Annotated in this window: 11 protein-coding genes; 5 read left to right on the top strand and 6 right to left on the bottom strand. The window is 46.0% G+C overall.

Features of this window, described 5'->3' with window-relative positions:
* Nucleotides 1-320 precede the first annotated feature (320 nt).
* Nucleotides 321-794 (bottom strand): CinA family protein, encoded by a 474-nt coding sequence (locus JKY90_00820; protein ID MBL4850815.1) that lies wholly within the window; start codon nt 792-794, stop codon nt 321-323.
* Between the two features lie 138 nt (nt 795-932).
* Between JKY90_00820 and psd the strand changes: the two genes are divergently transcribed.
* The gene (gene psd, locus JKY90_00815; protein MBL4850814.1) at nt 933-1,790 is read left to right on the top strand and encodes a phosphatidylserine decarboxylase; all 858 of its coding nucleotides are present in this window, start codon (nt 933-935) and stop codon (nt 1,788-1,790) included.
* A gap of 234 nt (nt 1,791-2,024) precedes the next feature.
* Here psd and JKY90_00810 read toward each other — a convergent pair whose 3' ends face one another.
* The 3 genes from JKY90_00810 to efp all read right to left on the bottom strand — a co-directional run bounded on the left by JKY90_00810 (nt 2,025) and on the right by efp (nt 4,525).
* Entirely contained in the window at nt 2,025-2,336 is a 312-nt protein-coding gene (locus JKY90_00810) for a PilZ domain-containing protein (protein MBL4850813.1), read from the bottom strand.
* A gap of 413 nt (nt 2,337-2,749) precedes the next feature.
* Complete coding sequence (genX, locus tag JKY90_00805; GenBank protein ID MBL4850812.1) at nt 2,750-3,754, bottom strand: EF-P lysine aminoacylase GenX; 1,005 nt, start codon at nt 3,752-3,754, stop codon at nt 2,750-2,752.
* 201 nt (nt 3,755-3,955) lie between these two features.
* Nucleotides 3,956-4,525, bottom strand: coding sequence for an elongation factor P (gene efp, locus JKY90_00800; GenBank protein MBL4850811.1), 570 nt, complete (start codon nt 4,523-4,525; stop codon nt 3,956-3,958).
* A gap of 89 nt (nt 4,526-4,614) precedes the next feature.
* Here efp and epmB point away from each other — a divergent pair, with 89 nt between their 5' ends.
* From epmB to JKY90_00780, 4 genes are all read left to right on the top strand, one after another.
* A complete protein-coding gene (epmB, locus tag JKY90_00795) occupies nt 4,615-5,649 on the top strand; it encodes an EF-P beta-lysylation protein EpmB (protein ID MBL4850810.1) in 1,035 nt (344 codons plus the stop codon).
* 602 nt (nt 5,650-6,251) lie between these two features.
* Complete coding sequence (locus JKY90_00790; GenBank protein ID MBL4850809.1) at nt 6,252-7,220, top strand: cytochrome B6; 969 nt, start codon at nt 6,252-6,254, stop codon at nt 7,218-7,220.
* Between the two features lie 8 nt (nt 7,221-7,228).
* Nucleotides 7,229-9,019, top strand: coding sequence for a HAMP domain-containing histidine kinase (locus JKY90_00785; GenBank protein ID MBL4850808.1), 1,791 nt, complete (start codon nt 7,229-7,231; stop codon nt 9,017-9,019).
* A gap of 354 nt (nt 9,020-9,373) precedes the next feature.
* The gene (locus JKY90_00780; GenBank protein MBL4850807.1) at nt 9,374-11,389 is read left to right on the top strand and encodes a cyclic nucleotide-binding domain-containing protein; all 2,016 of its coding nucleotides are present in this window, start codon (nt 9,374-9,376) and stop codon (nt 11,387-11,389) included.
* A 23-nt stretch (nt 11,390-11,412) separates the two neighbouring features.
* On the opposite strand, the gene htpX is transcribed toward JKY90_00780, so the two are convergent.
* Nucleotides 11,413-12,300 carry a protease HtpX gene (gene htpX, locus JKY90_00775; GenBank protein MBL4850806.1) on the bottom strand — a complete coding sequence of 296 codons (888 nt, stop codon included), beginning with the start codon at nt 12,298-12,300 and terminating at the stop codon, nt 11,413-11,415.
* A gap of 205 nt (nt 12,301-12,505) precedes the next feature.
* A partial coding sequence (locus JKY90_00770; protein MBL4850805.1) for a DNA topoisomerase IV subunit A occupies nt 12,506-13,003 on the bottom strand: 498 nt, incomplete at its 5' end.

The raw sequence follows: 13,003 nt of genomic DNA, 5'->3' as shown, positions 1-13,003 counted from the left end.
TGACCGCCGACCGCCATGGAGAGCGGAGCGAGGGCGGTTAGTCCCCGATAGGCAACGCTATTTATTTTTTCTCCATCACTCGCTATCGTTCCTAATTCCGAAAAAAATAAATAACGTTGCCTATCGGGGACTAACCGCCCTCGCTCCGCTCTCCATGGCGGTCGGCGGTCAACAATAAAGTCTGTTTGAGTAGTCATAAGGTCTCTGACCCTAAGTGTCTGTTGGGCTATTCAATGTCCCGGTGGAGTAACATAATGGGCTCAATCTAAGCTCGCAAGCCCCAGAAGCTCCCTAGGAGCCTGTCCGAGAATATTGACACCCTAGCGAGAAACCATGTCGAGCAGGCCTTGTAAGGCAAATGCTTCGCTCTGGTTGCGCACTGATTGACGATCGCCAAAAAATACTTGGCATGCCGTTTTTGTGTCGGTTTCCAGCGCCCAGGCAAACCACACTGTGCCCACCGGCTTGGCCTCGGTGCCACCGCTAGGCCCGGCAATACCAGTCACTGCAAGAGAGGCTTGCGCCCGACTATGCGCCAAAGCACCACGCGCCATCGCCACGGCAACCTGCTCGCTAACGGCACCGTACTGATCTAACAAATCTTCACCAACATCAAGCAACTCTTGCTTGGCAGCATTGCTATAAGTAATAAAACCGCGATCAAACCACAATGAGCTGCCACTTAGCGAGGTTAAGCGCTGTGCAACCCCGCCGCCGGTACACGACTCCGCAGTTACCAGTAACCAGCTCTTTTGCTGTAACTGCAGCGCTATCTGTTCAAGTATTGGTTTCATATCGATCGCAGCTTACCTGAAGCCAAATTCGTATAGTGTCTCAAACTACTATAATGATGGCATAGAAAATCCTTTAACTTGAGACGCCACATTGACTTGCTATACTGCGCCGCTTTCCAGGATGAGCTTTAGACCATCATGTTAGGCGATACTCTGCGCACCTTACCGCAATACTTGATCCCACATCATGCTTTGTCACGCCTTATATATTGGCTGATGCGACGACGTTGGCCGTTTTTCAAAAATGCCTTCATCGCCTGGTTTGTTAAGCAATATCAGGTCGATATGAGCCAGGCCAAAAATCCGGATATCGAAAGTTACCCCGACTTTAATCACTTTTTTACCCGCGAGTTACGTGCAGACGCGCGTCCTATTGCCAAAGCGCCCGGCGCGATCGTATCTCCTGTCGATGGTCGCATCAGTGAGGTAGGGCTGATCAACGATGACACTATTATTCAAGCCAAAAACCATAGCTATTCAATGCAGTCGCTACTCGGCGGTGATACACAGCTCGCCAGCCGCTTTAATAATGGCAGCTTTATTAATATCTATTTATCACCGCGTGACTACCACCGCATTCATATGCCGCTTACCGGTGAATTGCAATCGATGATCTATGTGCCCGGCAGATTGTTTAGCGTAAGCCCATCGGCCGTGCGCAGTGTACCTGGGCTATTCGCACGTAATGAGCGCGTCATCTCAATATTTGACAGCGAGATCGGCAGCTTTGCAATGGTAAAAGTCGGTGCGTTATTTGTATCAAGCATTGATACAGTATGGCACGGCGCAGTAACGCCGCGCAGACCAAAAACACTTGAAAAATGGGATTACGCCACAGGTTCACGGCCTAAGTTTGAACGTGGTGAAGAAGTTGCTCGCTTCAATATGGGTTCGACGGTAATTTTATTATTTGAACCTGGCAAGTTATCGTGGCCAACAGATTTGGCACCACATCAGCCCATGAACCTGGGCGAGTTAATTGCTATAGCCTTATAAACACCTGAATATCTATGTTAACAGGCTGTTGAAAGAGTCCATGGTGAGTACGAGACAAGATGACATGACCGTGGGGAATAAATCCTTAATAAGCCCGTAGGGCCATAAGGGCAAAAAATAGCGAAAAAGCGCAGTTGACACGGAGTCAATGAGCATTTTGAGCTATTTTTTCTGAGTACCCCCTTGAAGGGTAAACGCACGCATCGTACCGTCAGGGGCTTTTTCAACAGCCTGTTAAGCACAACTCATAACGGTTTTTAGAGCCCGATAAGCATCGGCATCAAAATTCTGGAACATCAAGCCAATCCCTTCATCACAGACCCTGACAACACGAGCATTGAGGTCTGTCGATTCGATACGTGAATCTTGTTCAGGCTGAAAACGTAAAATCACGTCTAGATCCTGCTCGAATTTGTAAGACTCGGCCTCAATAAACGCACCACCAAGCCCGACATCAACAGTGTGCCCACTAAACGCGTTATCACCGCATTCAACATCGATCTCAAGGCGTAACGGCTGGCGCGAGCTCCAACGTCTTTCTATCATTTTTATAGTAATCCCATACTTGAATCGTCATCTACTGAGTAGTAGGCAAGACCTATGCCTAAAGTGTCAATTCTTCGTGAATCTTTTGAAAACAATGACTTATAGGGGCATCTTGAACGCAAAAGAGTGTTTGTGCAACAAGAAAAATAAAATTGTAAAAATTACCGACGCACAATCCAGAAAAATTCTAGTGTGTCATAAACACGGGTTTCTTAGGCTCGACCCCTAACCCGCATTTCTCACCAGGGGTACGAGATGATCACGTAGAGATTTGGATCCACAAAGGATTTTGCGAGGAAATGGAATAACAGTGTGTATTTCCGACTGAGCAAAATTCTTTGTGGATTCACCTCAGCACCCCCTTGTGGGGTGAAGATCAAGCGAGCACTCGCCCATCTGGTGAAAAATGCGGGCTAAGATCGATCCAAGGCAAACTCGACAATCTCATCAATATGCCCCTTCCTTGCCACTAGCATCAGCAAGCGATCTATACCCAAGGCAACACCTGAACAAGCAGGCAAACCATGGTCAAGAGCGGCCAACAATCTATGATCGATTTTGATTTGGGGTTTTAACAGTACTTCACGCTGAGCATTATGCTGAGCGAATCTCTGTGCCTGCTCAGCACCATCGCGCAGCTCCTGGTAGCCATTGGCTAATTCAACACCATTGAGATAGACCTCAAACCGTTGCGCGCTGCTACCATCCAAATTTAGCTGGGAATATTGCGCTTGAGAGACCGGGTAATTAGTTAATACCGCTATTGAATCAATGCCCAGGCTTGGCTCTATTTCATTCGAGAATACGAGATCATAAAGATCATCCCGCTGACCTTGTAGTAACTCTGTTGAATATTGCGTGGCACTTGCACTCAGATAGGCTTGAATGTCAGCAACACTTGCCTGCTCATAATCAAGTCCAGTTCGGTCAAGCAATAATTCTCGGTAATCATAAAGCTGAACCTGTCGCTGTGGCCACCAGAGTTGTAACAGGTCAACCACTTCCTCGATCAATTGTATTAATTGGAAATCGACGCGATACCACTCAAGCATGACGAATTCGGGGTTATGACGACGACCTGACTCACCGGCGCGAAAGCATCGGCAAATCTGGTAGATTGAACCACTGCCAGAAGCCAGCAAGCGTTTCATTGCAAACTCGGGGGAAGTCTGTAGATAGTAATCGTGTTGAGTGTCGTTATACCCCGAGGCTCGGTTTTGTCCCCCCTTGAGGGGGAGCACGTAGTACTGCTTGCTTTGCCAATGATCCAACATCGGATCGGTTGATGCGGCCAATGACAAAATCGGGGTATCAACTTCTAACACCTTACGCGCAGCAAAAAAATCCCTGATTTGTTTATATAATTGCGCGCGTAGCTGACGCACCGCTTGCGATGCGCCGGGTTGCCAATCTTGCATTAGCAAACTACTCGTGGTGCCGAATCGTGAGCCAGAGCTGGGAACCTGGCCGGACTTAGGTGATTGTAGCGAGAGAAAGCCATTTTGAGTCCATTTTTTTGATCATTTGAGGCGAATATTGAGCATATTTAACGAAAAGGATCGGAAAAAGAGGCCAAAATGGCTTTTTCGCAGTTAATTCATCCTAAGTCCGACAGGCTCCTAGCCCTTAACCCGGGACACATAATCACCTGTACGTGTATCAACCTTAACAACCTCACCAAGGTCAATAAATAACGGGACGCGAACGACTGCACCCGTTTCCAAGGTCGCTGGCTTACCACCCCCGCCAGAGGTGTCACCACGCAGACCCGGATCGGTATCGGTAATTTCAAGTTCCACAAAATTAGGTGGCGTCACCGAAATCGGCCGCCCTTCCCATAACGTAACAATACAATCCTCTTGGCCTTTTAACCATTTCGCTGAATCAGCAATAGCCTTCGAGTCAGCAGCAATTTGCTCAAACGTCTCGGGCACCATAAAATGCCAATATTCGTCATCGCTGTAAATAAACTGCATATCTGTATCGACAACATCTGCCGTCTCTACCGACTCACCTGATTTATATGTGCGTTCGATAACACGCCCCGTTATCAGATTGCGAATTTTAACGCGATTAAAGGCCTGGCCCTTGCCCGGTTTAACAAATTCATTTTCGATGATGCTACAAGGATCACCATCGATCATCAATTTAAGACCGCTACGGAATTCATTGGTACTGACAGTGGCCACGATTTCCCCCCCCATTATGTTAAAAGGCGCTAAAAGAATGTCAAAAACGCGCTATTTTAATTTATTATAGGAAGAATATCCCCTATTTTATCTTCGTTTACCGTGTATTTACTAAAGTGACTCTGACTAAAACACCCAAGCAAACAGTGCCAAGCTGGCAACAACAACTGCGTGTGGTACGCGATGTTGCATCGTTACATAGCGCCAGTGGTTTACAACTCACCGACAAAGAGACGCTAGCTTTAGCACACGCCCATGACTTGTTTGCGACACGGGTTCCTCTGGCTTTTCTTAACCGCGCTGAGCCTGGCAACCCTAATGATCCACTGTTATTACAAGTGCTACCACAGGCTCAAGAATTAGTACAACACCGTGATTTCACGCATGACCCTGTTGGCGATCATGCAGCAATCAAAGTCGATGGGGTGCTACACAAATACAAGGGGCGTGTTCTGTTGATTACCACCGGAGCCTGCGCCATCCATTGCCGTTACTGTTTTCGACGTCACTTCCCCTACTCTGAATCTCATATCGGCGGGCAACGATTACACGCTGCCATAGACTATATAAAGAGTGACACCAGCATTTCAGAGGTCATTCTCAGTGGCGGCGACCCGCTTACCTTAAGTAATGACCATCTACGCAACATTACAGATCAATTACGCCCTATCACACATGTCAAACGTATACGTGTACACACACGTATACCGGTGGTACTACCAGAGCGTATCGATGACGGCTTGATTGATTGGCTGAGTAATATTGCCCAACAAACGAGTATCGTTATTCATGTCAATCATGCGAATGAAATCGATGATCAGGTCAAATCGACACTGAACCTGCTTCATGAAACGGGTTCAGTGCTACTCAATCAGTCTGTCCTACTTAAAAACATTAATGATTCTGTTGAGGATTTATCTGCATTAAGTCAACGCCTATTTGAATGCCGCGTTATCCCTTATTACTTACACCTACTCGACCGAGTTGCAGGCGCCCGGCATTTTTATGTCGATGACAACACCGCACGTCATCTCATCGAAGGTCTACGTCAAACACTCCCTGGCTATTTAGTCCCTAAGCTGGTTAGAGAGCACGCTGGTCAGCAATCAAAAACATCACTCTAGTACTTCTTTCAATGTGATATTGCTGTGTTCAGCGCTCCTGCAGCGGCGTTGCAGGACTTGACAGGGGCCATGGCCATTCGCTGCGAGGTGCATCTTGCCTAAAGCGCCTACTTTTAGTGCCAGCACAAAGAATGCCTCAGAATCACACTCACCCAGATAACTGAGAACGCCCCCCCTGACCATTTCCCAACTGCTCTTCTTGCTCAATTTGAGCCTATTAAACTGTATTCGTTTTTGAGACATTCGCCATAAAATTTTTACGTCACAAAAGCTAAAGGAAATCCGCGCGCCGCCGATATTGATCTCAATAGAGATAAAAACCTGCTAGTAACCTAACAAAGATTAATGGCCTATTTTTATCTTAAACGGCATGGGAACATGCTATTTAGATGGTGTTTATCTTACCGTTCCCTATTATTTGACAGCCATGAGACGTCTTTATGTGGTGATAAAAGGAAATAGTATCTGGAAGTTAGTTAAAAAAACTTCATAGATAACATGCACTCCTTAAAGACAGTGAAGAAATTAAAAATTATCGTGGTACAGCGTAGTTTAAAGACACAGAAGCATGTTTTTAATTTTCAAAGAAAACAGGCCAACTTATGACCAAACAATTAAAGATTTACGCCGCCATCGGCCTCATCACACTATTGACAGCAACGCCTTTGCTGGCTGGTGAGCCGCTGAATGAACCCATTAAACCGATTCCTGCTACCGTCGATGTTGATCCAACGCTCGTCGCATTGGGTAGAAAATTATTTCATGACACCCGCTTATCGAAAGACGATAGCATCTCCTGTGCTAGCTGCCATGATCTGGCAAATGGTGGTGTCGATCATGTCAAGGTATCAACTGGTATTGGAGGCAAGCAGGGCGATATCAACTCACCCACTGTGTACAACACGGGCCTCTTGTTCCGCTTATTTTGGGATGGTCGCGCTGAAACCCTGGAAGCACAGGTTGACGGCCCTATTCAACACCCGAGTGAAATGGGCTCATTGTGGCCTGAGGTTGTCGCCAAACTCTACGAAGATGCTGAATATCCAGGCTTATTCGATAATGCATTTGGTGGTGGTATTAATCGACAAAACATCAAAAGCGCTATCGCAGAATTTGAGCGCAGCTTGATTACACCAAATTCACGTTTCGATCAATATTTACTCGGTAATGCAGATGCCATAACCGATTTTGAAAAAACCGGCTATCAAAATTTCAAAAAATATGGCTGTATTTCCTGTCATCAAGGTGCCGCAGTCGGTGGTAATATGTTCCAGCTCTTCGGTGTTGCCAACTCCTATTTTCAGACACGTGGCAACATTACCAAGGCTGACATGGGTCGCTTTAATGTTACGGGCAACGTCTTGGACAAACATAGTTTTAAAGTGCCTAGCCTTCGCCTGGCTGCACTGACACCGCCTTATCTGCATGATGGCAATGCTGCTACGCTACGCGATGCTGTCGATATTATGTTCAAATTTCAGTTAGGTCGCGAGGCGCCTGATGAAGATAAAGACGCCATTGTAGCGTTTATTAAAACCCTCGTAGGTGAGCATCCGGAGATGAAGAAATGAATAAAGTAATGAGCATAATCCTGCTGATAGGGGCAGTGGCTGTCGGTGCTGGGGTTATCTACACACATGACCGTATGTCTCAGACCACAGAGCAAGGTACGGGGAATTTATATTCAGTGGCCGAAGACATCCATAATCTGCGCCAATTAGATGGTGAATGGAGCCTGGCGGTACTGCGTAGCCTGGTGACTGACTCTGACTTTGACGAAGTGGCCGGATTCTTACCACGCTTACGTGAGCTTCGCGCAGAATTGGCCACAGCCGCTGATGTCGGAGATACCATTCCTGATAATCTGAAGAATCGTCTCTTCCGCTTCCTCAGCCTGGTCGAGTCAAAAGAAGAAACCGTTGAGCAATTCAAAACAAACTTTGCGGTCATACGTAATTCTCGCAAGTTTTTGCCAGTTGCCACACGCGGCTTATTGGCAAGAGCTGCTGAGATAGATACAGAAAAAACAAAAGCGAGTAAGAAACTGATCAACAAAATTCGTGATATCAATGATCGTGTTTCATCTTTCTCACAGCGCCCTGATGAAGGCGCAAAAATACGTGTACTAACGCAGCTAAGTGAGTTTGAAGAAACCGTTCTTAACTATCCACCTGAATTATCGAATGCATTGAATAACTATATCTCGCATTCACGTATTATTATGGAACGTACTATTTATCTGAACGACATTATTAAAAACATACTGGGAACTAAAGTTGCTGAAGCAGGGACTGAATTATCAACTCAATTCAAAGACTTCTCTGATAGCTTGGTTACTGAGCTCAATACGGGCACTACTAACCTTGGCAAACAACTCCTCATGATGATTCTTGGACTCGCTGCTATCGCAGTGGTTACTGGCATCCTGTACGCAGTGAACGCTTTTAGCTTTAACAAGAAACTTAAGACTAACATTGCTAAAGCAACCAAAGAGCTTAAGAAAACAATTGAAAAGAGTGCAGGCAAATCTAGCTCAGGCGCTAACATGGGTTCGGTCAGTTCTATGGCAAGCACCATTGCCGAAGAACTGGGTAACCCTGTTAACAAGTTAAGTGAAAGCCTGGATGCAATCCGCTCTAGTGCCGAACGGTTTAGCACACTAAAAATCGAGGTTGATAAGTTCATGCATGCTAAAGCTGCAGACACCTCTGAGATGATGGACAACCTGAAGCACATCAGTGAAGTACTTGATACAGTAAGCAGCGATAACACACTAAATGATGTGCCAGAAACAATCGATGAAATGCATAACAACATCATGCATGTTCAAGCGTTTACCGGTGAACTACGTAGCCTAGGCGATACTGATCCTAAGCCTCAAGCCTGGTTTAACGTTAACGATGCAGTAACCGCTGCAATCGAAGAAATAAAAGATGAAATCGACGATGGGATTACGATCAAAACGAAGACCAGCACCATACCGGAAGTCTTTGGTTCATGTGAAGAAATGCAACACACCGTAGTAAGCATGATTCACAATGCGATTGACGCAATCAAGTCTGCTGGGCGAGCTAAAGGGCAGATCATGATTTCCACCAAGAAACATAACGATCGAGCAATTATCAGCGTGGTTGATAACGGTAAAGGAATGGACGATGAGACACGTAGTCATGTGTTCGATCCCTTCTACTCTACCAAAAAACGTGGCGATAGTAAGGTATCAGGTCTCGGGCTAACCGTTGCCCAGAAGCTGGTGATGCAAAATGCAGGTAAGATTGCCATTAAGAGCATCCCGGGCAAGGGCACTAACTTCTCGATCGTGCTACCGCTTAAGAGTCGTAACAAGGTGACGGCTCGAGCTCAAGCATAACCCAACCATCGTTAGTAAAATATAGTATATATACGACGCACATCAAGTAGCGGCCTCACTATGCAATAATACTCCACACCCTGCATGAAGCACTCCAAGAGTACTTCATGCTCTCGGGGTGCTACGTGCCCCCACGCCTTCGCGGAGCCTGCCCCGTGCTTGACACGGGGGGCAGGCTCTCGGGGTACAAGCCGCAACAACTTGCTATGCGTCTTCTTTTTTTACTAAGCCACAGCCTAGTGTGGCGTAGCCAAACCAGTATAAAACAGTACTGAAACCGGCTAATGAAATTGTCTTACAGACCGCTATATACCCTATAAGCAGAATACTATTAAGTACGGAGTCTTTGAAATAATGAGCGCCGCCCAACGCGAAATGGTCGACACTGCAATTCTTGCCAACTTATCACCTTTCAATGAAATGTCCTCTGAGCAATTTCATGACGTGGCAACGCGTGTCAAAATCAAACAGTTCAAAAAAGGCGAATATTTATTTCGCGAGGGTCATAGTGACCGCCATACCTTCTATGCAATCAAGGGCCGTATCGCACTCCTTCGCGAGACTAACCTTGTCCAAACCATCGATGGCGGCACTGAAGAAGCAGCTAAGCCCTTAGCCGCTGACCTGCCGCGTAAATTTACTGCACGTGTGCAATCAACCTCAACTATTGTCATGATTGACACATCAGTACTCGATTTCCATCTAGGCAAAAATACTACTGATGCCTACCAAGTCAACGATATCCATACCGAAGATAATAACGATTGGATGACGTGCATATTGCAGTCAGAAGCATTTTCAAAGTTGCCTCCTACCAGTCTACAAAAAATACTATCAGGCGTATCTGAAGCCACCTATAAAGCGGGCGCCACAGTAATAGAACAAGGCCAACAAACTGATCACTATTTTATAATAAAAAGCGGAGTCTGCTGTGAGGCCGATAACCCAAGCCAAGAATGGCGTTGTGGCGATGCCTTTGGTGTTCCAGGTTTACTGTTAGAAACAGGCCAACCTGAAAAAATAATCATGAAAAGCAGTGGCCAACTCATGCTCCTGCCAAAAGCTGACTTTCTGCAGCTTTGCTATAAACCACTCGTTAACACTACCGATAGCAATAGTGTTCAACAACAGATCGATAGTGACTGCAAATGGCTGGATTTACGCCCTGCTACCAAGCGACAAGGAAGCGTGCTGCGTGAGAGCCTTTGCATTAATTTTACTGATCTAAGCCGTAAAATTAACTCGCTAAATAATTCTCAAACTTATGTTGTTGTCGGTGAAACACCTGAGCAAAGTGGTGTCGGCGCTTTTTTTCTCATACAGCATGGCCTTAATGCTTTTGCCTATAATGAAAATACCAGCACCATTGATTCCAGCTTCATTGATACAGATGCAACGCCTTCTGCTGACGCGGTTAATGATCTTGATGACGCCCTATCCAATGAACAGAAACTCAAACTGGAATTGGATTCGGAAAAACAACGATTGCTTGAAGAAGTCGCCTTATTAAAAGCAGACAAATCCACGTTCACTGAGAATGGTTTAGGCAAAGGTCTATCTTTGGTCGATGACCATGCGAACGACTCGTCGACAACCGCTACGTGCTCTCCCCCAGAGGAGGACAACGAGCCCAAAGCGGCAGGTGATGACGCAATCAAAACAACAGAGCCAGTTACCTCAAAAGACAACAGTAAACTAATCGTGCTACTCACCGAAAAAGTGGGGCTGGAGAGTAAAATTACTGCGTTAACACAAAAACTGGCCAACGAAGCTGAAAAGCGTAAACTCGCTGATAATAACTATACTAAGTTTCTAAAAAAAGTGAAACGTTACAAGCTCGGTAACGACACGCTGGTCAAAAAACTTAAATTCCAGCTTATAGAAGGTAAGAACAAATTAACCATATTGGCATCGCAATCTGAATCAGTTGATAGCGATATTAATCAAGCCCGTATAGAGCTCGATGAAAGAACATCACAACTACAACAAGCGCAAGAACACTTACAAAATGAACAACAACGCGTCAGCGAACTTGAAGTGGCGCTAACACAAGCGCGCAATGATTTAGACAATGTCGGCCAGGAATTTGAGGCTGGCGATGACAATGAAAAAGTTCACTTGCTGAAAGAAAAATTAAAAACTAGTAGCGAAGAAAAACGAACACTGGAAGAACAATTAAAAAGCGCTACTGAAGACTATGAGGCGCTACAAAATGAGCATGCCGAAGCAGCGCTTTGGGATGAAATGGAAGATCTTGACAATACACTGGGCATAGGCTCTTCTTCATCAGATGATCTGAATGATTTGAGCGATATACTCGATGACAGTGGTGCTGACGACCTTAACGATCTCGACCTTGATAAGGTTTAACACCAGCGCCAGGCAACAATTTGTTAAACTCGACCCTGCTCTAACGCCGCTATACGCTCTTCTAACGGTGGATGACTCATAAATAAACGCTTGAGCCCACTACTGATTTGACCTGAAATGGCAAATGCCGCAAGCTGATCTGGTAACTGAGGTTGCCCAGAACTGCCTTGCAAGCGCCGCAAGGCTGCGGCCATCTTATGACTTCCAACCAGTTTTGCTGCACCGGCATCAGCTCGGTATTCTCGCTGGCGACTAAACCACATGACAATTGTCGACGCTAAAATACCCAAGACAACTTGCGCTATCATCGAGGTAATAAAATAGCCAATACCGTGGCCACGCTGATTTTTCAAGATAACGCGATCAACAAAATGACCCACGATACGAGATAAAACAATAACAAAAGTATTGACCACACCTTGGATCAGAGCAAGGGTAATCATATCGCCATTGGCAACATGACTGATCTCGTGCGCCAATACCGCTTCAACTTCATCACGCGTCATGCGCTGCATTAAGCCCGTACTTACAGCAACCAAGGCCTTGTTGCGATTCATGCCGGTGGCAAAGGCATTCGGATCAGCCGCGTCATAAATAGCCACCTCAGGCGTACCGATACCCGCCTGCTCTGCCTGGCTTTTTACCGTATCGAGTAACCATCGCTCGGTCTCGTCGCTTGGTGATTCGATGACCTTAGCGCCTGTCATGCGCTTTGCGCTCCACTTTGAAATAGCCAACGAGATAAAAGATCCGCCCATACCCAAAAGAGCTGAAAAAATAAGCAGCGAGTTGATATCAGGATCGACACCTTGCTCATCAAGCACGCCGTCGATACCGAGCAGGTTTAACACAATACTGAGTACCGCAATAACGGCAATATTGGTCGCTAAAAACAAAAATACGCGTGTCATCCAACAACCTCATTTAAAAATAAAAACAGAATTAAGTATATTATTAGGCCTGATCGAGGCAATTTAAAGTAAAAATATAAGCTTCTGGTTAAAGATCACTAAAAAAACGCCGCTATAGACTATGAACCAACTTATCTCTCCTAGATAAGAAGACCTTAGGCCGACGGCATCCTCTGCTGTCGGCTTTTTTTATTCTCCGTTCAAGTTATGCAACCGTTTCTATTCGATCAACCCGTTGGAAACCACGTGGCAATTTGCGCCCACGTTTGGCGCGCTTATGGGTGAAATTATCCAGATCGCCTGGCTTCAGGTTGATGTAACGCTGACCGGCATGGACACGTAGGGTATCGGTTTCGCTTAGCAAAGCCACTCCAACGACAAACTCCCCTCCTTCGCCCACCTTAGCCTTGGGTATACTGATCATTTTAACGCCCTTGCCCTTAGGCAATAACGGTAACTCGTTAAGCTCAAATACCAGCAAATAACCCTGATTAGTCGCAACGGCTAACCAATAATCATCCATTGGCATCACTAAACGCTGCGGCAGTAAAACATCGCCGCCTTGACCAACACTGACCATCGCCTTACCGGCTTTGTTCTTACTGACCATATCACCAATGGTCGCGACAAAACCATAGCCTGTGGTCGATGCCAGCAACACTTGCTCAGACTCGCCACCAATCACCACACCACGGAAACTGAC

The sequence above is a fragment of the Gammaproteobacteria bacterium genome, from assembly GCA_016765075.1.
GTDB lineage: Bacteria > Pseudomonadota > Gammaproteobacteria.
This window is presented reverse-complemented; position numbering and strand designations above follow the sequence as displayed.